General features: G+C 48.6%; 13 protein-coding genes and 1 tRNA gene. 4 read left to right on the top strand and 10 right to left on the bottom strand.

Annotation, left to right across the window (positions count from 1 at the left end; all coding sequences use genetic code 11):
- Window positions 1-59: 59 nt before the first annotated feature.
- The 3 genes from JT718_RS16290 to JT718_RS16280 all read right to left on the bottom strand — a co-directional run bounded on the left by JT718_RS16290 (window position 60) and on the right by JT718_RS16280 (window position 5,281).
- Window positions 60-476, bottom strand: coding sequence for a hypothetical protein (locus tag JT718_RS16290; RefSeq protein ID WP_205503824.1), 417 nt, complete (start codon window positions 474-476; stop codon window positions 60-62).
- An 876-nt stretch (window positions 477-1,352) separates the two neighbouring features.
- A complete protein-coding gene (locus tag JT718_RS16285; RefSeq protein WP_205503822.1) occupies window positions 1,353-3,464 on the bottom strand; it encodes a DUF262 domain-containing protein in 2,112 nt (703 codons plus the stop codon).
- 2 nt (window positions 3,465-3,466) lie between these two features.
- Window positions 3,467-5,281: a DUF262 domain-containing protein gene (locus JT718_RS16280; protein WP_205503821.1), complete on the bottom strand. Its 1,815-nt coding sequence runs from the start codon at window positions 5,279-5,281 to the stop codon at window positions 3,467-3,469.
- A gap of 100 nt (window positions 5,282-5,381) precedes the next feature.
- On the opposite strand from JT718_RS16280, the gene JT718_RS16275 reads away from it, so the two are divergent.
- Entirely contained in the window at window positions 5,382-5,819 is a 438-nt protein-coding gene (locus JT718_RS16275; protein WP_205503819.1) for a hypothetical protein, read from the top strand.
- A 254-nt stretch (window positions 5,820-6,073) separates the two neighbouring features.
- Here the strand turns inward: JT718_RS16275 and JT718_RS16270 are convergent.
- Both JT718_RS16270 and JT718_RS16265 read right to left on the bottom strand, forming a co-directional pair.
- A tRNA-Ala gene (locus JT718_RS16270) sits at window positions 6,074-6,147 on the bottom strand.
- Window positions 6,148-6,378: 231 nt separating this feature from the next.
- The gene (locus JT718_RS16265; protein ID WP_205503817.1) at window positions 6,379-9,516 is read right to left on the bottom strand and encodes a TonB-dependent receptor; all 3,138 of its coding nucleotides are present in this window, start codon (window positions 9,514-9,516) and stop codon (window positions 6,379-6,381) included.
- 922 nt (window positions 9,517-10,438) lie between these two features.
- Between JT718_RS16265 and JT718_RS16260 the strand changes: the two genes are divergently transcribed.
- Both JT718_RS16260 and JT718_RS16255 read left to right on the top strand, forming a co-directional pair.
- Window positions 10,439-13,009 carry a TonB-dependent receptor gene (locus JT718_RS16260; protein ID WP_317195518.1) on the top strand — a complete coding sequence of 857 codons (2,571 nt, stop codon included), beginning with the start codon at window positions 10,439-10,441 and terminating at the stop codon, window positions 13,007-13,009.
- Window positions 13,010-13,033: 24 nt separating this feature from the next.
- Window positions 13,034-14,257, top strand: a complete 1,224-nt coding sequence (locus JT718_RS16255) for a hypothetical protein (RefSeq protein WP_205503814.1) — start codon at window positions 13,034-13,036, stop codon at window positions 14,255-14,257.
- 414 nt (window positions 14,258-14,671) lie between these two features.
- Here JT718_RS16255 and JT718_RS16250 read toward each other — a convergent pair whose 3' ends face one another.
- Window positions 14,672-15,307, bottom strand: a complete 636-nt coding sequence (locus JT718_RS16250; protein WP_205503812.1) for a C40 family peptidase — start codon at window positions 15,305-15,307, stop codon at window positions 14,672-14,674.
- 367 nt (window positions 15,308-15,674) lie between these two features.
- The gene (locus JT718_RS16245) at window positions 15,675-16,640 is read right to left on the bottom strand and encodes a YheT family hydrolase (RefSeq protein WP_205503810.1); all 966 of its coding nucleotides are present in this window, start codon (window positions 16,638-16,640) and stop codon (window positions 15,675-15,677) included.
- A 207-nt stretch (window positions 16,641-16,847) separates the two neighbouring features.
- Between JT718_RS16245 and JT718_RS16240 the strand changes: the two genes are divergently transcribed.
- Window positions 16,848-17,069 (top strand): hypothetical protein, encoded by a 222-nt coding sequence (locus JT718_RS16240; protein WP_205503808.1) that lies wholly within the window; start codon window positions 16,848-16,850, stop codon window positions 17,067-17,069.
- Window positions 17,070-17,189: 120 nt separating this feature from the next.
- Here the strand turns inward: JT718_RS16240 and JT718_RS16235 are convergent, their stop codons facing one another.
- The 3 genes from JT718_RS16235 to pstB form a co-directional block, all read right to left on the bottom strand.
- Complete coding sequence (locus tag JT718_RS16235; protein ID WP_205503806.1) at window positions 17,190-19,577, bottom strand: endonuclease; 2,388 nt, start codon at window positions 19,575-19,577, stop codon at window positions 17,190-17,192.
- Between the two features lie 259 nt (window positions 19,578-19,836).
- Window positions 19,837-20,538 (bottom strand): phosphate signaling complex protein PhoU, encoded by a 702-nt coding sequence (phoU, locus tag JT718_RS16230; protein WP_205503801.1) that lies wholly within the window; start codon window positions 20,536-20,538, stop codon window positions 19,837-19,839.
- Between the two features lie 155 nt (window positions 20,539-20,693).
- Window positions 20,694-21,446: a phosphate ABC transporter ATP-binding protein PstB gene (gene pstB, locus JT718_RS16225; RefSeq protein WP_205503799.1), complete on the bottom strand. Its 753-nt coding sequence runs from the start codon at window positions 21,444-21,446 to the stop codon at window positions 20,694-20,696.
- Between the last annotated feature and the right edge of the window lie 39 nt (window positions 21,447-21,485).

The following is a 21,485-nucleotide window of genomic DNA, read 5'->3' as shown; positions in this document are numbered from 1 at the left end:
TAATTGAAGGGTTAAGTGGTAGCTTAACCCTTTAATTATCTAGTTAACTAGAACCTGTTTTATAATTCATCATATATTTTGATAGTAGCATGTTCTTCATCTAGAAGATCATGCCATGTCCTTTCAAAATAATTTAAATGTCCTACTTTTTTAATTTCACCATCAATCTCATAAGAGAAGTTAGATATTAACTCACGGTCAATCCCTACGCCTGTATCATAAAAAGTTTCATCTGTAATCTCTATTGTTGTATCAGAATATTTTATTTCTAAAGATTTATTTTCATCTGAAACATTGATTGATAAAGATAATGACGGAGACTTTGGGTGGCTTTCTAAATTTGATAAAGCAGAGCTTACAAGTTCTTTATCTTTCACTTCAAGTTTATTGGATAAAAGTGTATGAGTTAATATTCGCTTTATAAGCTTTATTACATCCTCAGGTACATTCGTAAAATTTTCTTTTTCTCTCTGCATAGTTTTTTGTTTGTATACCTCCCTTAAGGTGGGCAATTGTAAAGTTAGTAAAACCTATAACTTTATATTGTGATGAAGACTATAAGTTTTATAGATATAAAGATCATCAAGGCCATCATGGGGCATGAGAATGGTTAAAACATCTAGGAGCTCTGCGGTGAGTTAGGCATCATTACAGCTGCCTACAACAAGTTCCGCCAGCGCTAATCCTCATGTTTGGATAAAATAGAGCTGGTTCGGATAAAAAAGTTAGAACTGGAGAACGTCCGCCTTGATAAATTGTTCGCCGAGCTCTCGCTGGTTTAACACGCTCTAAAGGTTCTAGTAGAAAAAATATTTGAAGCCTAGCGAGAAAAAGAAGTTGCTGGAGCTTCTGGTGATGGATCACGGGGTATGCGTGCGCTAGGTTTGCAAGGCTGCAAGAGTAATCAGAAACAGCTATCTAATGATGCAATGGCAGTATTAGTAGAGAGGTGCTCAATGCTTATGAGAACCCTTTCTGAAGTGCGGTCAGTGATGGATGCAGAAATACAACCACAACTGGCCGCTCCAGGCATTAAATTTCAGAACTCCTGTTGGATTATTGGAAGTGATTGTAACCTGAAAAACCTACTCTATGGTGGCTCAATATTCATTAAAACTTACAGCTTCAATGAAACCCCATTTATACTTCCCTTCTTAAGTATTCTAATGAAGCTACTAACAACTAGAGCTTCAGTTCAGACCTTTGAGAATTTCAACCATCCAGAATTATGAAACGATTACAATAGAGTCTGAAAACATTGAAGAGAAATTGAATATAGTAAAAGGTATGCAACAGATAATCCACATGGGCTTTTCCATACGAATAGCAGGTTTTAGCCCATGTGATTATTTTTAGTTTTTAAATTGATTGTCATTTGCCCAATCTTTAATTAGATCAAACGGATTCCTTCTTTTATTCCCGCCAATGATTTCTATATCAAGTGTGTTGTTTTGGTTAAGCCCTAGATTAAATCGGAACTGTTGATTGTATACTTGAAAAATGGGGTTATAATCTTCAAAAAATCGACAGCCATAGATTCCATTGGAAAATAATGATTTATAACCTGGCTCTTTTGTAAGCCAGCCAAAATTGAAGTTATGGTTTTTGAAAAACTCCCAGTATGGTTTATTGTAAATCCTTTCGCTTATGATATAGTAAAGTAATAATTGGTCTTTGACATTTCTGATTTCTGAGAAGTTTGCATAGTCATTAACCAAACCCAGTATATAGCTTTTTTGGAATTGCTCTATGTAACCAGATAAGCCTATATTAGACTTTGCATATCCTTTCGCAAATAGGAGAACCGCAGGATGTCTTCGGTAAGAGCCTGAAAAAATCAGCCTTGATTCATATGTTTGGGTATATAGACTTGTTCCTAACAAGTTTCCCCAAATTGGATTGAAGTCTTTTTGGGAAATTTCAACGTATCCATCGAAGACCTCTTTAAGTAGCTTTAATTGTTCGGTGTCATAAATAACCGACTCTAAAATTGTTTCATCGAATTGTTCTTCGGAGTCAATATGCGGGGTTAGTAGAATGTTTGTGATTTTACCTTTGAGATTCTTATTGTCTTCGATTGCAAAGATCAAGTTTCTATAGTCTTCAAATGCTTGTACTAGCTTCGCTTTGAAAACCTCCTCTCTTCTTTGTTCTACATTAAATCCAACCAGTTTATTGTCATCTATTCCTTCGGAAAGCAATGCGTAGACATTTTTATCTGAGACTAGGTTTTGCAAGGATGCAATTAATCTCGGCCATTCACGACGTGACTTGTCATCCGTGTTCTCAATAAGGTTTCTAACTACTCTTATAAAATCATTAAGGCCATTCTTTGGTTTACCTTCAAAGCAATATATAAGAGTTAGGAAGAATATGAAAATTTGGTTTATGTCGCGCTTATTGCTTAAAATATCTTTTAAAATACTGTGTAGTGATTCACCTTCCCATAGAATGCTCCCATTGTAATTTTTTGCATCACTTATGAAGTCATACGAGAATATTAAAAACCGAAGGTTTGATTCTTTGGAATAAATTTCTTTTAAGATCTTAAAATCTAGGAAGTTGCTTTCATACGATTTAGCTCTAAACTCAGCGTCTTTAAAATAAAGCATCTCAGTTAAAAAGCTTAGATAGGCCATGAATGGGCTGTCAATAATATAGGAGCCATTATCCCTAAAGTCCCATAAGTTATCTACCCACTCATATTCTATTCTGTCTTTTACCGTCTCAAGTAATCCGTGGTTGTATCTTATTATTTTTGAAAACTCAGATTTAAAATTCTCGAACTCAGTAAGCATTTTGCCCCTGGCATTCATTCTTATATAAAGATTCTCCGTTAAGCCAAATTGGTCTAGGTCGGTAAAGTAAAAGGTTACTAGGTTGTTTTTTCGGTCAATTAATTTGCTTAAAATCTCCTCTTCGGAATTTGCTAAGCTTTCATTCTTGGCTAAAGTATCCAACATATTTAACATGCCTGATACCGTCGGGTCATCTTTCCACTCTTCATTAAACCAAACTGAATCTTCTATTTCAGATTTTATCCCAGATAGACTTTTGACCTCTCCAATTTCTAGAAGGAATCTGCAAAAATCATGAGCTGAAGGCCGGGTTTCGTAAGTAAACTTGGACAAGGTATCTTTTATCTCAACCAACCTGTTCTCTTTAACTGCTAAAAAGAAATGAAGTAAGTATAAGGTTGTAAGCCTTTGCTGTCCATCTAATGGAATGAATATATTTTGTTTTTTATCGTTTTTGTCTTCTGATAGAATAGAACCGTAAACAAAGTCAAGTTCTATACTTTCAAGGCTTAAAATCGACTTTATCAAATACTCGTTGATAAACTTGTCGCGTAATATTTGCACGTCATGGGTATTCCTTCCTTGCGCATAATCTCTCTGTATAATCGGTATTTCAATCTTATCATAAGACTTGCATAATTCCCAAAAAGTATATTTACTGCTCATATCTATTTGCTATCTGATTTTAAGTATGGCTTTAGTTTTTCATCAATGTCCCGGTAGTAGTTCTTCTTGTCAGTCTTACTCCAGTAATATGGTTGTAAATCCGAATCAGTATAGTATTTCAGGAAAACATTCTTAGTCGTCAAGGGGATATATTCCCCATTTTTCTCTAACTGGAGAATTTTATTCCGCTTTACTGGGAATATTGAGTTGTTTAAGGAAGAGTTATTTTTTGCTGACAGAAGGGCGAGATTGTCCAAGATATGGACTGATCCGGAATCGAATAATAGAATTAAATCATTTTTTAATTGGTTGAATAAATCTTCATCAATCCTGTCTTGACTTAGTAAGTCGGATATCCTCGTTTTGTATTCCTCGTTCAATTCGTGGGAGTCTTGCTCCTGATTCCTTGGTTCTTCTGATTCAAAGTCTATTTTCTTTATATCCTTGATTGCTTCAAAAGTGTCTTCAAGCCATTTTCTAATCGCTTTCTGATCCTTCATCTGTTTTGATTCTTGTGCATGGATATGCTCAATGCTCCAGCCGCCATTATTATCTATTCCTTTATAAAGGTTAAAGGGGAACCTGTTTTTCTGAGAGGTAATAGATGTGGTAGAAGTTACGATGTTATGCAGTAGGAATATCTTTCTAAGGTCTTCTTTGCCGCTGTCGTAGGAAAGGTGGTTTAAGTCTATGTTGGAAACTTTTGCTTTTGCCTCTCCAAAAGCGTATTCTTTAAATTTTGTTTTACTGCAATTTGAGTTGTCAATGATCTTGCGTATTGCCTTTACTGGATTGTCATCCAAGGCAAGGATGAACCCTAAGTGATGGTACAGGAAATCATTTTCAAACCAGTACTTTAATTTGCTAAAGTGTTCTTTAGTTTGGTTCCACAACTTAATTGCGTTGGCTTTTTCAACATCTGGGCTCTCCGACTTGATTTGCTTTTCGAACCATAAATAGGTTGAGTATTTTTTTGTGTTGTCTTTTGCTATGAGTTTAAAGATGAATTCTATTGTGGATGAGGTTTCGTCTAGTGGCTTATTGTTTATAAAATACCAAAATTCTTCGTTTCGGAGCTCCATTTCCATCCGGTGCCAGTCATTCGAAATTTCCGCCTGCCTTAGTATTGCTTCCCTGTCACTTAATCCAAATTTGATTTTTGAAAGTAACAATGCTCTGATTAGCTCTGCGTCGGTCAGTGGGATTTTGCCAATATTTAAACGGTTGAAGATGTCGATTTTTTTGCTTTCAACCTCATCCAAATCTTCAACGCCCTTCAACTCTTCTATCTGATACCAGATTATCTCTACCCTTTTAGTCAGAGTGGAATTAAATTCATCAATATAGCCTACGTCATTCTTGGTTTTGTCTTCAAACCATTCTTTGACTACTCGGTAGGCTTGGCTCATATAATGGAAGTCGGGGCTTTTATCATTATAAGTTGCCGGTGAAAGGTTTTCTAAGAATTCTGTGCTTTTCCCTCTCTTCTCAAATATTATAGTATATCTAGGGCGCTTTAAATAGTTAAATATGATGTTCATTGTAATCAAACGCTGTTGACCATCAATTACTTCCCAAATATTAAACCCGTTTTTATCTATTGCTGGCACAACTACGATAGGTTGCAGACAGTACTTTTTTTCGTCTGTTTGCATGAAGTTATGAATATCATCCAGTAAAGCAGACACATGTTCCACATCCCATCTATAGCCTCTTTGATAGTATGGGATTAGGTAATGTTCAAATCGTAGTTCTCTGTCGGGTGTTTTCTCATTCAGGATAATTTTGCCGACCGGTTTAAGTTCTATTAAGTTCATTTAAAAATTTTGACTTTAGTAATTTTAACTGGTGCTTGTATAATTTTACTGGTAATGATATCTGTACTAAAGTTTTCTAGGTAATTATTTATTGGAACATATGCTAACAAAAAAGGAAAGAGAAACTATTTATAATCGGAAAAGGCAGAAAGTAGATAAGAAGACTCTTAAAATAACCCCAGGTTTTGTTAATACTACCTTAGAGGATTTCGAAGTATGGTTTGATGAGGAAGTATTCAACAAAGGCTGTAATTATTGCGGTCTCACGAATGTAGAAAGTCGTATTCTCTTCGATTTGCAAATTGAGGGATTTCGACCAAACGCTACTAGGGGAGGTAAAAGGGGCAGAAGACTTGAATTAGACAGGAAGAACCCTATTCTTCCATATGATGACTTGAATAATGTTGTTTGGTGTTGTTATTGGTGTAACAACGCCAAATCAAACTTTTTTACTGAAGCAGAGTTCAAGCCCATTGCATTGGTTATTGGTAAAGCTTTATTTGATATAATCCAAGTAGCGAAGCGAGCAAGGGTTTAAGGAATGCTCTGGGCATTCTCTAGTCAACATACAAAGGTAATTGGTGGAAAAGCCCCATTGGGAGAATGTAAGGCTAATCATTTTACTATACTTCAATGCGGTCAGTTGCTTACCCGTTCTTGTTATAGGATTAAGCTAGTTATGGTCTGCTCGAGTATTTAAAATTAGGCCTTTTATAATGTTGTGTGTACTAATGTGTGACCCAAAAGAAAAGAGGCACTTACAAATTGTTTGTAAGTGCCTCTAAATCACTGTGGAGAATATCGGAGTCGAACCGATGACCTCTTGCATGCCATGCAAGCGCTCTAGCCAGCTGAGCTAATTCCCCGTTTTGATGATGCAAATGTATAACGTGTTTTGGTAACTACAAAAACTTTTTTGCACATTTCTCTATTTTTCTTCCGACCAAGGGTGATAGAATGGGAGTGACAAGCAGGTAAGTGGTTGATACCTTGGTGCGTGCGCGGAAATTGGCCGCGAGAAAAAATTTTAGTTGGAAACAGAAGATCGGGCCACCAGATGGTTTGGCCCGATCTTCTGAAAAACGGCCCAGAATCAATTATTCAAAAATGTAACGCAGCCCTACCTGGCCCTGCCACCTGGAGGAGAAGCTGGTGGTCCAGACATCGGTGGTAGGGTTGGCAAAGGTGAAGAGCGGGCGATTATCCTGGTTGCGGCTTTCAAACCGGATCAGCTCCACCGCCGAGTTGTTGATAAAGTAGTTGCGGCCCCAGTCTCTGTTCAGCAGGTTGCCAACGTTGAAAACGTCAAAGGTGAGCTGCAGAGTATGGGCCTTGCCCCCAAGGTTGGTGAAAATATCCTGGGCAATGCGTAGGTCTACCCGGTGGGTCCAGGGGGTGCGGGCCCCGTTGCGGGCGGCGTACGTGCCGCGGCGGCTTCTCAGGTAATCATCATTCTCAATAAAGGCGTTCAGGTCGTTCCACTGCTGGGCGGCGGTGCGCGTGACCGCCCCAGACGAGTTGGTGAGGTCTATCAAACCGCTTTCCTCAAAGGTGCGGGGCACGTAAATCAGGTCGTTGGCAACGCTGCCGTCATTGTTTACGTCGCCCGCGTACAGGTACGTGAACGGCAGACCAGACTGGCCCTCATAAAACAGGGAAATGGAAGTAGAGAAGTTGTTGAGCCATTTCACGGTATACCCGCCCGAGGCAATGATGCGGTGGCGGATGTCAAAGCGGGAGTAGGAAAGCTCCGGGTCATTTGGGTCCCAGTAGATCTGGTTGAATTGCCAGTTAGAGCGGGCGGTACTGTTGGTGCCGCTGTTCACATCTTCAGACTTGCCGTAGGTGTAGGCCACCATGGTGGTAATGCCATTGTTGAAGTTCTTCTGCAGTTGCCCGGTTAAGGAGTACGTGTACCCCCGGCTGGTGTTGTCCAGCAAGATCACGTTGGTGAAGGCAGAGGAAACACGCCCCGAGGAGTAAAGGGGCCGCTGGTCTGGCCCGGTCAGGTTGCCGGTGGGGGCCAGCAGGTTAATGTCGCGGTACACAATGTCGTTCATGGTTTTGGAGTAGATCCCTTCTACCGTGGCAATAATGCCCAGCGGAAGCGTGTAGTCCACGGCTACGTTGGTCCTGAACGTCTGCGGAATCTTGAAGTCCTCCGTGATCAGGTTGATCTCAGCTGTAGTGGCGGCCTGGCCCAGGTTACGGATCTGGCTGATGTCGGTCTGAAATCTGTTGGGCAGGGTTTGGTTGCGCAGCTGCAAAGAGCTGAAGGTAATGCCGTTGTTGGTGTACTGGTTGGCCAGCCACACAAACGGCACCCGCCCCGTGAAGATACCCGTACCGCCCCGCACCTGGAACGTCTTGTCGCCCCTTACGTCCCAGTTGAAGCCCAGGCGGGGAGCCCACAGCAGCTGGCCGCCTGGGGTCAAATCGGTCCGCAGGCCGGCATACGGGGTGTTGGCGAAGGCAGTTTCCACGGCCTGGTTGCGCCCCGGCTCATCCGGGATAATTGGAACGTCGGTCCGTAAGCCCAGGGTCACCCGTAGGTTCTCGGTGAGGTCTATCTCGTCCTGCACGTAAAACCCTAACTGGGCCGCCTTGAACTCAGCGGCCGGGGTAGGATTGGCCGGGTCTGCCGAATACATCTGCTCAATCTGGAAAGGCCTGCCGGCGTAGAAGTCTTCTATGCTCCTGAACTGGTAATAGCCGTTCCAGTTGTTGATAAAGAGGTTCCTGAATTTGAAGAACTCGTTGTGGGTGCCCACCGTGAACGTATGCCGCCCGCTGAAGATGGTTAAGTTGTCGGTAAACTCAAAGATGTCCTGGTCCAGCTCATTGAACGCCGAGCTCCGTTCAGTACCCGCGGTGATGGTATTGCTGCCGCTTCCCAGGAACCGGATGGTTATCTGCGGAAAAAGGGCACCCGGGGTAGTGCGGATGTCTCTGATCCTTGAATAGCCCACAATGAGGTTGTTGGACAGGTTTTCAGAGAAACGGCTCCGTAACTCGGCCACGGTGCTGTTGGTGGTGTTCTCAAACTTGTAGGCGTTGCCGCCAAACCGGAAGGTAGTATTGGTGCGGGTGATGTTGTCATCAAACGCATCTACAAAGTTGTGGCGCAGGGTCAGCTGATGCCGGTCGGTGATGTTCCAGTCCAGGCGACCGAAGATCTTGTTGCTCTCCGTGCGCCGGTTGATTGGCCCAAAAGTGCCCGGGTCATAGCCATACTTGATGCGCAACGTGTCTGCCAGCCGGCGTACGTCTTCGGCCGGAACAATAGACCCAGGATCGCCCAGGTTGAACAACAGAGGCTCGGTACGGCGGGTGATCTCCCCGTTCAGGAAGAAGAAGAGCTTGTCTTTGAGGATGGGCCCGCCAATCCGGAAACCGGTCTGGTAGTCTTTGAACTCGGCGGTTTCCTGCTCGGTGATAGGGTCTTTGCCCACCGTGTTTTCATTTCGGCCAAACGCGTACGCAGACCCCTCCCAGTTGTTGGTGCCTGAGCGGGTAACGGCGTTAATGCCCCCTCCGGTGAAGTTCCCCAGCTTCACGTCATAGGGGGCCAACACCACCTGAATCTGGTCTATGGCATCAAGGGAGATGGGCTGGGTGCCCGCCGGCCCGCCGGGAGTACCCGTGTTGCCTACGCCAAACACGTCGTTGTTGACCGCCCCGTCAATGGTGATGTTGTTGTAGCGGTTGTTGCTCCCACCCAGCGAGTTACCAGAGGCCTGGGGGGTAAGCCGGGTGAAGTCCTGCAATGACCGGTTCAGGGTTGGCAGCCGTTCAATCTGTTCCCGTGATACGTTGGTGGCTGCCCCCGTGCGGTCGGCATTGATCACGGCGCCTCTTTCTGAGACCACCTGTACTTCGCTCAGGCCTACCGCGCTGGCCGAGAGGTTAATGTCCAGCCTGAGTGTCTGTCCAAGGGCGAGGAACACATTTTCGCGGCGCTGGTCCTGGTAGCCTATGTAACTGGCCGTGATGGTGTAAGGTCCGCCCACCCGCAGGTTCAACAGGTTAAACCGGCCGTTTTCATCGGCAGAGGCGGCATACTGTGTATTAGAAGGCGTGTGTACGGCCACAATGGTGGCCCCGGCCAGGCCACCCCCGCCCGCGTCATTGATCACCCCGGTCATAGAGGCCGTGGTGGCGCCCTGGCCTAAACTGGAGTGAACCAATGCACACACCGCCAAACAAATCATGAAGAGAGTAAATAATTTTTTCATAGAAGGGAGTTTTGGTCAAAACTGGTGGTAAGCTTACAATGAGAGAGAACAGGGTGAACAAATCAGGTAGTCAGCAGGTGAAGCAGATGTACTCCTCCGGAGTAGATGGGGAGGCAACCAGCAGCAGGGCTGGTGCGGGGAGCAGGCAAGTGGCGCACCTAGGGTCAGAAGCCATAGAAAGGCGCTTAATACAATTCGGTATACTGTACGGAATTGCTACATGCGAGTTCTTACCACAAGAGTATCATTGAGTTACCATTTTAAGTATGGCGGTGGCTGGCCCAAGTTGGTTGCAAGGAGAGGGGGTGAGTTTAAGCGAGAATATGGACCTGCATTAGGCAGGAAGTAGGCGCTCCAGATTTGGGGTGTTGAAGCCAGCGTGTTCGGCCGTTTTCTACCAGATGGCAAAGCTGGGTTAAGCATTGTGAGGTGCCGTGGAAAGAGCAAGAAGGTGCCGTGCTGCAACTATTAATTGGTTCAGTGCTTCTGGATGGGGCTTGGTCCTAAGCGTCTCTTTATTCTCCTGCTTTAAGCTGTAAAAGTTCCATCAGGCTGTATCAGCAAGGTTGTAGAATTGAAATGTGGTAAGGCTTGGAACTGAAGCTGCTACGGTGAGTTTAGGTTTAAATATTTTATATAAACTTTCTAATAAAATATTTGCCAAAAAATTTTTTTCTGGTAATCCTTTGATTGTTGAAAGATAAGATACTGATAGTGGAAATACGCTATCAAGAAGGTTTTGTTAATTTTTAAAAGCTTCTTTGATACTTTCTTAAAAGTTTAGTAGAACCAGGTGGCATGATGCGCTTGGTTTGCTATAAATCATTGAAACGGAGTTACTTTGTTCACATAAACTTAATATGTTGATTAAAAAAATTATGAATTCGTTCTTACCTTTGCGGCAAAGAACAACCAACCTTATATGAAAAACTTTTTACAACGGAAACTATTCATAATAGTTGTCCTGATGTTTTTTAGCACCCTATCTGTTTTTGCACAGAGAACAGTTAGCGGAAAAGTGATTGATGCGGTTACCCAGGAGTCATTGCCTGGTGCTTCCGTAGCTGTAAAAGGCACAAGTGACGGTGTGGCCACTGATCTTGATGGTGGGTTTTCCATCAAGGTAAACGGTGACGCCGTCACCCTGGTGGTAAACTACGTTGGTTATGTACAGCAAGAAGTGACTGTTACAGGCTCCAGCGCGGGTACTATCAGAATGCAGGCAACGGCTAACAGTATCAACGAGGTAGTTGTAACTGCTAACAGCTACGCCATTGAGAGAGAGACGCCGGTGGCTATGTCAACCATCACCAGTGACGTGATCATTGAGAAGGCCAGCCAGCAAGAATTCCCTGAGCTGTTGAAGTCTACCCCTGGGGTGTATGCCACCAGAGGAACCGGCGGCGGATACGGTGATGCCCGTATCAACATGCGTGGTTTCCAGAGCGCTAACATTGCCGTATTGATCAACGGTATTCCGGTGAACGATATGGAAAGCGGCCGGGTGTTCTGGTCTAACTGGGCTGGTTTAACAGATGTGACCCGTTCTATGCAGACCCAAAGAGGGTTAGGTGCTTCTAAAGTAGCTGTGCCTTCCGTGGGTGGTACCATCAACATTCTTACCAAATCTACCGATGCCCAGAAAGGTGGCTTCGTTTCGCAGTCTATCGGTAACAACAACTTTACTAAAACGGCCTTCTCTTTGTCTTCTGGCCTGACCGAGAAAGGATGGGCTTTCTCCCTAGCTGGTTCCAGAACCGAGGGCGATGGCTGGTTTGAAGGCTTAGCGTTTGAAGCGTACAGCTATTTCTTCAACATTTCTAAAATCATCAACGCCAAGCATACGCTTTCATTGACTGGCTTTGGTGCGCCACAGTACCACGGTTCAAGATTTGAGCGCCAGAACATTCAGTACTACAGAGATGCTCCGCAAGGCATCCGATTCAACCCTAACTGGGGTATCCTGAACGGGGAAAACAAAACCATCAGCGGTAACTTCTACCACAAGCCACAGTTCTCTCTGAACCACTACTGGACCATTGACGAGACTTCTTCCCTGTCAACTGCCCTTTACGCTTCGTTCGGTACCGGCGGTAACGAGTTCCCTAACAACGCCAACCTGTTCCTGGGCACCAGAACCGGTGATGAGTACTCACCCGTTGACATTGACAAACTGGTAGACCAAAACGTGGCCTCCCCAGACGGTAACGCCGTGGCGTACCTGCAGTCTAACCGCAATGACCACAGATGGTACGGCATGCTGAGCACTTACCAGAAGTCATTAACCGAGAATCTTGACCTGTTGGCCGGGGTTGACCTGAGATACTACAAAGGCATTCACTACAACTCTGTGAAAAACCTGCTGGGTGCCGAGTATGTGCTCAACAGCGGCAACGTGAACAACCCTAACTTCAGAGCCCAGAACGGCGACAAGATTGGTTTCTACAATGATGGTATTGTAGGCTGGGGCGGCGGATTCCTGCAGGCAGAATACAAGACCGGTCCTTTGGCCGCTTTCGTATCCCTTGCCGCCTCTAACACCTCTTACAAGAGAATTGACTACTTCAGATATTTAGAGTCTGATCCGTTGCGTGAAAGCGAAAGAGTAAACTTCTTCGGTTATCAGGCAAAAGGTGGTGCCAACTACAACCTGAACGAGAACCACAACGTGTTCGCCAACATTGGCTACTTTGAGAAGGCTCCTTTCTTCAACGCCGTGTTCATCAACAACCAGAACATCCCTAACGTGAACGCTGAGAATGAGAAAATCCTGAGCTACGAGTTAGGCTACGGCTACAGAAGCAGCAAACTTTCTGGTAACGTAAACCTGTACAGAACTACCTGGAAAGACAGATCTTTCACCAGATCAATCCCCGGCCAGGACGGTACCCCAGTGTACGCTAACCTGTTAGGAGTTGACGCCCTGCACCAAGGGATTGAGGTTGACTTCAGATACGAGCCTATTAGAAGAGTTGCCCTTACCGGTATGGTGTCTGTAGGCGACTGGACCTGGTTGAACAACCTGGACCAGGTAGAAGTATTTGACCAGAACCAGACCAGAGTAGGTACCGTAGGTCCTATCACCATGGCTGGCCTGAAAGTGGGAGATGCTCCGCAGACCACTGCCGCCCTGGGTCTTGACATTAACCTGACTGATGACTTCAAAATTGGCGCTGACTACAACTACTACGCTAATTTCCACTCAGACTTTAACCCAACCGCCCTGCAGGAAAACAGAGCCAATGACCCTTGGAAAGTTCCAAACTACTCACTGCTTGACCTGACAGGTGTATTCAAATTCAAATTTGCCGGCCTGAACGCGTCATTGATCGGGAATGTGAACAACGTATTTGACACTGAGTACATTTCAGATGCTTTGTCTAACTACACGCGTGCTACCTCAGACCAGCCTTACGTGAGCAACGCCAGCAACACCTGGGTGTACTTCGGTACAGGTAGATCATGGACTACAACCCTGAGAATTAACTTCTAATAAGATTTTTCTAATAAGATTAAGATGAAAAAGGTATTTTATTTATTCTTCTCCATGATGGCCGTGCTGGTGAGTGCATGTGATCCATTGGAAGACACGTACAAAGAGCTGGATGAAGCCAGAGGCGCTACCAATGTGCGGGATTTGGCCATTACCCTGACCAACGCCAACTACCAGTCATTGAAAGACAAGCCCGGGGTTCCTTCCTACGTGAACACCAGCTTTTACTTCATCAGTGAAGAGCAGGCCGGGGAGTTGATCCCGCTTTATTTAGATGCCACGTACCCGCATTTGGATGAGAGATCTTCTGTGGCGGTGACCTACAACCAGTTAGTGTTTGATTACACCAACAACAACGTAGCCACCACGGCCGCTACTGAGACTTCTCCTGCCACGCCGCTGCCCATCTACACCCTTACTGACGAGGACTACACCAACATTGGTGTCTCAAACACCCGTCTGAACATCTCCAACAATGATGGAGACGTGATCAAATTCCTGAACTACAAGTATCCTGCCCCGGTAGAGAACCAACTGGTAGTTTTCACTTTCAATGCCTACAACAGCCGCGTGAGCGGCACTGCCGCTGTAACCACAGATTCTTACTACTATAAGAACGGTGCCTGGAGAAACGCCTACCATGTTACTCCTGCAGATTACACTGCCGTGAACCGCGGACGTTACAACAACTTTGAGGCCATTGACAACGAGCTGCTGCCCGCTTACTTTGACAGATTCCTGAGCAATGCCATTACCGGCGCCAAGGTGAACGATGTGCAGTACGTAAGCTACAACTACTTCGCTTCTGGCAGCAACTCACAACGAATCATGACCATGGCGTTTAACGGCACCAACTGGTATGAGCTGAAGCAGGACATCGTAAGACCTGTCACCTTGTTGTTTGCCAAGAAGAACGGCAAGTTTGTGCCTGACTTAACCATCAAATACACGCTGGTGCAGGCAGACTACGAGACCATTGCCGGTTTCACCAATGTAGGAACGGAGTCTAACAGAGCCAACCTGAAGCAGTTCAGAAACTTCTACCAGGCTGGAAGCAGCACCGACGGCAGATACTGGACAGATGCCCAGATCAAAGCCGGACTGGCGGAACTCCTGAAAGTTAAGTTCCCGAACGCCGAGGTAGGACAGAAGTACCAGTTAAGCTACATCGTTTACAGAGGAAGCAACACCACCGTACTCACTACCTTTGAAAAGAAAGCATCTGGCAATTACGAGGAAGTTAAGTAACCAAACTGACTCCTGATAGAAAAGCTCCGTCACCATGACGGAGCTTTTTTTATGCCTTTTTCCGATTTCTCCGTCAAAGTAATAATGCCTGCTGATAGTAAAGGTAGCCCCCTAAACTATTGTGGTTATTACGCTTGGTAAAACCGCTGCTGTGATGCTGAAAGGAATATAGCCAAAAGGGATAAACACGGACCAAGAGAATAGATTGAACTCTCCTCCGCAGCCCAGAAAGTTGGCGGCAGCACAATTGAAAGGCATCGGTCTAACATGTACGCTTCGGTAAGCCAGCGTCTTGAACAGACCTTTGTTGCGTATAAAAAAGCCTCCCTTCTCCCAAGCGTTGATCTTTGCTTGAGAGAAGGGAGGCTTTCCTGTTTCATGATGCGCTGGAAAAGGCCTCTTAGAGGGAGTGTATTAAATACTGGGCCGTACCGCCTTCACAAATATCTTCTGGTAGTAGGGGGTAAACAGGTTGTCTTCCTTCACGCCCAAAGAAGTGGAGGCATGGATGAAATAGATCTCATTGTCGTTCTTTACCTCAGTGACCATGCCCACGTGCGTGATGTTGTATTCGCTTTTGGAGGAGCTGAAGAACACCAGGTCGCCGGCCTGCAGCTCACGGGTAGAGATAGCGGGGCCAAACAGACTTTGCTCACTGGAGGTCCGCGGAAGCTGCACGTCAATGGCCTGGAAAGAGGTGCACAACAGGCCAGAGCAGTCCATGCCAAAGCGGCTGGTGCCGCCCAATTGGTACGGGGTGCCGGTGTACGAACGGGCCGTGGAGATCACGGTCTCAATGTCGCGCCGAACGGCCCGGCTACCGGCGCTGGCCCTGCCGCTGGAAATATGGATAGACCGGGGGCTTTTCTTGCCCTTGCTGGAGAGGTGTATTTCTTTGAGGGGTTTGCGGGTGCCGGCGTAGCTGCCACCCCGGCGCGCACGGCGCTCTTTTTTCTTGAGTTCGGCAATTTCCCTGGCCGACCGGTATTCCTCATTGGGTTTGCTGAACGTGGAGTAGGAGGATTTTCCGCAGGAGCCTAAAAAGACCATCAGGCTGAAAAGAAAGAAGGAATAGGTTTTAGTGACGTGGTTTAAAGCTACTTTCTGGCAACGCATATTTCTGTTCTGTCAATGGTAGAGCAATCAATTCTTTTTATGAGTTTCCAACCTTGCCGCTCCTGCACCCGCACGCTGGAAAAGTATTCTGTAGACACCCCAGGTACCGGTAACCCCTATGGTAACGCCTTCAATATTAAATCAGTATCCAAAAAAATGCAAGCCAAACCGGGTTGGTAGATAGGCTTTTGACTCTCAAAGAGTTGGCTACCTAAAATTGTTTCTGGAGCATTAGGGCCGCTTTCTCTAAGCAGAAACCCGGTTTTTGGCCTGTTTTTCAAAAACAAGCCCTGAAACAAGGTTAAGACTCGCCCTGCAGGAACTCCACCGCCCGGCGTTCTGAATAATACAGGTTTTTGAAAAAACTCTCTGAAAACCCCACGTGCCCGCCGGCGCTGGGTATCTCCAGGTACAGGTTAGGGTTCTGCAGCGCCTGCTCCACCGGGAAGCATTGGGGCGAGAGAAACGGGTCGTTCTTGGCGTTTACCAGCAGGGTGGGCACCGTGATCTTAGGCAGGTGCTGCACCGAGCTGCACTTCTGGTAATACTCATCGGCGTTCCTGAACCCGTGCAGCGAGGCCGTGTACCGGTCATCAAACTCCTGGAAAGTGGTGATCAGGTGGTAGTCGGCCAGGTCCAGGGGGAAGCGCTGGGCTTTCTCCTGCAGCTTTAGGTGCAGGCTTTTCAAAAAGCGCTTCATGTAGATGCGGTTCTGGGGCTTGGCCAACTGCAGGCACGCGCTCTTTAAGTGGCAGGGCACCGAGAACACCGCCGCCCGTTTCACCTGCTCGGGCACTTTGGCGGGCCACTGCGAAAGGTAATTCAGGATAAGGTTGCCCCCCATGCTAAAGCCCACCAGAAACACCCTCTGATACTGCTTCTGCGTGAGGGCGTAGCGCACCACCAGGTCCAGGTCATCCATGGCCCCCATGTGGTAGGAGCGCAACAGCAGGTTAGGCTCGCCGCTGCAGCTTCTGAAGTTCCAGGCCAGGGCGTCCCAGCCGGCTTTGTTCAGGGCCACCACCATGCCCTTCATGTACGGCCGGTGCGAATCGCCCTCCAGGCCGTGGCACAGCACCACCAGCGTGTCAGAAGACCCCACGGTGGACCAGTCCAGGTCCAGGAAATCCTTGTCGGGGGTCTGGATGCGCTCCCGCCTGTAGTTGAAAGCCGGGGTCCGCCGCAGGGTGCTGGGAAAGATGGTCTGCAAATGCCCGTTGAGCATGTAGCGCGGCGGTCGGTAGTCGGGGCTGGGAAGTAAAGGCATGGGAAGCAGCGGCGGTGGTAAGCCCTGCAAAAATAACACTTTTAAGGGCCAGGCGCAAAAGCGGTCAGCCGTAAGTGGCCGTAATTGTACTTTTAAGGTTTGGCCGGCATTCTGGGGCATTCGGCGGCTGGTTGGGCAGATAGGCCTAAATTCCAGGCAAGGTTTTCCGGCACCAGCTAATTTTAACCAGATTTAAACCCGCAAGGCATGCTGTACCAGGAAAAGGAGGAACAAAGCGTAAGCCAGGAAGTAGTTTCCCTGCCGCAAGAGGCGTCTACGGAAGGAGACGGGTTCCTGACGGGTGAGCAGTTGGCCAGGTATTCGCAGGCCCGACTCAATGCCCTAAAGGCCTTGTACCTGCAGCGCCTGGGGCTGGACGAAGGCCAAACCGACGGTCAAACCTCCCCGGCCTCCGCCAACCATAGCTAACAGGAGCTGTCCAGGAAAAATATTTCATGAGCGATACTAAAAAAGAAAGGCCGTCTCTCTGCAGAGACGGCCTTGCTTTTGGGGCTGTTTTGGGGAAAACAGCCCTAAAACAGTATTAGGTTACTGTACCACTACGCGGCGCACCAGGGTGCCTTTGTCGGTCTTCAACTGAATGAAGTAGATGCCTTTGGGCAGCTGCTGCAGGTTGATGGTAACGGGCTGATGGGCGTTGGTTACTTTCCTAGTGGCAACCAGTTGGCCCAGCGCACTGAATACGGTGGCTTCCTGCAAACGCAAGCCGGCCGGAGCTTTCACCGTGACGGTACCGGTGGTAGGGTTCGGGAAGAGGCTAAACTGCTCCTCCAGTTCTTTGGAGATACCGGTCACGGTAGACGTGCCGTACAGCGTTACGTCATCAATGTTGAGTATTTCATTGCTGGCGTTGTTCTTCAATACCACTTTCAGCTGTACCGAGGAGGTGCCGTTGGGGATACGAATGAGCAGGCGCGAGGGAGCGGCATCACCGGTTACCTCGTTCATCACGTCAAACGTTTTGGTGAGGGTCGTGCCGGCGGTGGTCTCCAGCGTACCGGTGCCGTTCATGCCGTAGCGGATGTTGCTGTTGTTCGCGCTGGCCGCGATCCGGATGTCAGGGGTGGCTGAGAAATCGGCGTCGTTCAAGGCCACATAGACCTCCACAAAGTCGCCCAGGTCCATGCCGTTGCCAGAGGTCTTGGAGATAGAGCTGTTGAAAAGCTCCACCGCCAGGTCCTGGTAACCGGTGGTGTTCACGCTTTCAAAGATTAGCTCTGCGGTTACCGGCATGTTCTCGGCAGGGTTCAGCTGGAAAGACCGGGCGCCGCCCCGGATTCTTTGCCCAGCCGGAACGCCGGTGTTGTCTGTAGAACTGCTGAAGCCCGAAGCCACTGCCCATCCGTCATCGGCGCTGTTCTCAAAGTCTTGTCTGGCCACAACCCCGGTAGGCAGGTTGCCCCCGGCCACCTCGGTCTTCACCAGCAGGGCTGCCGAACCGGTGGCGTACTGCCAGCCGTTGGAGCAGCTTTCAAAGGCCACCACGTAGTACTCGGTGTTTGATTTCAGGCCGATGATGTTCACCGTGGTGCCGCTGCCGCTGTACACTACCTTGGCGTCGCCCAGGGTGGGAGCGCTGGCGAAGTTGGCAGTGGCGGTGGCATAGCTGGTGCCGGTCTGCGGCGTGGCCGTTGGGGCACTGGCTTCTTTCACCAGCACCAGGCGGTTGTCGCCGGCCCCGGCGGTAAACGTGAGGGTAAAGCCGCTGGTATTCACGCTGGAGGCCACCAGATTGGTCACGCCCTGCGCCGGAACCCCAGAACAGGTGTAGTCTGGCAAGGTAGTCTGGGCAGCGGGTGCCGCGGTGGTGTTGTACGTATTGTCTGTGCTGCAGAACTCAAATACCTGCACATGGTAGGTACGGGTGGCGGTTAGGCCGGTCACTACCACTGAACTGCCCGAGCCGCTGTACACAATGCGGTGGCCGGTGCCCTGGTCGGTGGCCTGAGAGAAATCTGCACTGATGCCGGCGGTGTAGCTGCCCGAGGGGCTGAAAGCGGCGGCGCTGCCTTCGCGCACCACCACCAGGCGGCGGTTACCGCTGCCGTTGGCCCAGCTAACCTTGAAAGAAGTTTGGGTAGCCTCTGTGATGGCTACCTGGCTGGCCTGCGTGGCAGGCGAGCAGACCGCCGGGGTAAAGCCCCAGGCCGAGGCCACCAACTCCGGATAGTCAATGAACGGGTTGCGGTTGCCTTGCGCGCGTTCCACGCGGTTGTTGCGCTCCTGCTCGCGGGCGTCTACGGGGTCTTGCAGGTGCCACTGGTACAGGGTCTGCATGTCGGCCACGGCGCTGATGGTGTTCTTGCCGGGGTCAAAGGTTTGCCCCTCGTGCATGGTGTAGAAGTAGAAGATGGCGCGGGCCAGGTTGCCCTTGTGTACCTCGCGGGGCTCAAAGTGGGTGTTGGTGTCCTCGCTGTACTCGTCAATGTTGCTGGTAGGGATGGTAGACTGCGCAGAAAGCAACCTGATCCATTTCACGGTCTGGTTGTCTGGGATCTCGGCAAACGGATCGCTGCCCCGGTCGCTGTTCCACTGCTCCACGGTAGGGAAGAGGTGGTGGATGTCGGTGCGCATGCGTTCCACCTGGTTAAACCAGGATTGGGGAACCGTGTGCTCACAGTTGATGGAGGCAATGCTGGGCGAGGTATTGGTTTCGCTGTACGGCTGGGTTTGCTCGTACCCCGAGTACACGCAGGTGACCTTGTTGTTGTAGTTGTCTACGAAGTTGTACATCCGGCCGCGGGCGGTGCTGTAATCCAGGACCACGCGTTTGCCGTCATACCAGTTCTGCCGGAGCCAGGACCTGAGGGTACTGCCGCTAAGGTTTGCCGGAGGGGCCGTCTGGGCCAGGGCGGCAGAAATGCCAAGCCAGCCCAACAGGACGGCAGTCAGGAGGGAGCGTAAGTTTTTAATCATGAGAAGAAAGACTGTTGAGCTGCAAAGGTAAGAACCATCCCTTTCTTTGAATAAGAATGTTGCCGAAACTCGTATTAAATAAACGTAAACTTGCGGGGTACGCCTTCGCCCGCTCCTGGACGCTCCCGGAGGCAAAGACGTTTTGGGGCCATTTTCGGCAAAACAGGTGAGAATCAGGCCGGCAAGAACGCCCTAAACCGCAAGCGCCCGGGCAATGGGCCGGGCGCTTGCAGTTTGGGGCTGGGAAAAGAGACGCGGTCTACTCCTGGGCTTTGTCTTCCTGACCTTTGTCTTTCTTCTTTTTCTTCTGTTTGTGTTTTACTACCTTGGCGTCTACGTAGAATACAATTTCCTCGGCTATGTTGGTGGTGTGGTCGCCAATGCGCTCCAGTTTCCGGATGATGCCGGCCACCTTCAGGCTCTGGTGAATGTTGGTGGGGTGTTCCTGGAAATACTTCAGGAGCATTTTGTCGGTCTTGGCGTTGATCTTGTTCAGGAGCTTGTCTTGCTTGATCACCTGGCGGGCCAGCTCGGTGTTCTCTTCCAGAAAGGCCTGCCGTATGTTTCGCAGCATAGCGGTGGTGGCCTCGTACATCTCCAGCACCCGGCTGTTCTCCAGCAGGTTGGGCTCAATGGGCGGGGTGGCTTCCTTCAGCATCTGGGCAATGCTCTCGCCGTAATCGCCAATGCGCTCCAGGTTAGCGTTGATCTTAAGAATGGCCAAGACCCAGCGCAGGTCTACCGCCACCGGATTGAACAGGGCGAAGATGTTCTCGCACATGCGGTCAATCTTGATGTCGTAGGCGTTTACTTTCTTGCCGCTCTTGATGATTTTCTTGGTCAGGTCAGGGTCGGGGTTGAGCAGGGCTTCGTGGCCAGACTGCAGCTGGAAGTCCACCAAGTCCCACATTTCTTCCACTTTGTTTTTAATCCGGAGAAGCTCTTTATCTAATTGATTCATACAACCTGGTTCTGGATAAGGAAGGTACTTTAAGTTACGCAATTTTACTACCCGCTGCCCGGGGCTGGTTCGTTGGGCGTGAGCGGCGCGCCGGGTTTTAAGGCTTTTTTCCTGAAAAAGGGCCTGAAACCCGGCGCGGCTACCTGCCAGGACCCTTAACCAAAGCGGCCGGTGATGTAATTCTGGGTGCGCTGGTCTTTGGGGTTGGTGAACAGGGTTTTGGTCTTGGCGTACTCCACCAGTTCGCCCAGGTAGAAGAAGGCGGTGTAGTCGCTCACCCGGCCGGCCTGCTGCATGTTGTGCGTCACAATCACAATGGTGTAATTCTCCTTCAGCTCGTGGATCAGCTCCTCGGTCTTGGCGGTGGAGAGCGGGTCCAGGGCCGAGGTGGGCTCGTCCATGAGCAGGACCGAGGGCTCAATGGCCAGGGCGCGGGCAATGCACAGGCGCTGCTGCTGCCCCCCCGAAAGCTCAAACGCGCTTTTCTTGAGTTTGTCCTTCACCTCGTCCCAGAGGGCGGCCTGTTTAAGGGAGCGCTCTACCCGTTCTTCAATGAACTGCCGGTCTTTGGTGCCGTTCACGCGCAGGCCGTAGGCCACGTTCTCAAAGATAGACTTGGGGAACGGGTTGGGCTTCTGGAACACCATGCCCACGTGCTTGCGCAGGTCATCTACCTGAATGCTGCTCTTGTAGATGTCAACCCCGTCAATCAGGATCTCGCCTTCAATGCGCACGCCGTCAATAAGGTCATTCATGCGGTTGAAGCACCGCAGGTACGTGGACTTTCCGCAGCCCGAGGGGCCGATGAACGCCGTGACCTGGTTTTTGCGCATGGCCATGGTAATGCCCTTGAGGGCGTGGAAGTCGCCGTAGTAAAGGTGAACGTCTTTGGTTTCTACACTATTCATATCAGTCAAAAAGAGGCAGCGCTGAGGAGTCCTTTGGCC

Source organism: Rufibacter psychrotolerans (genome assembly GCF_016924645.1).
Lineage (GTDB): Bacteria > Bacteroidota > Bacteroidia > Cytophagales > Hymenobacteraceae > Nibribacter > Nibribacter psychrotolerans.
The sequence above is the reverse complement of the archived record's forward strand: the minus strand, read 5'-3'. Positions and strand labels throughout refer to the sequence as shown.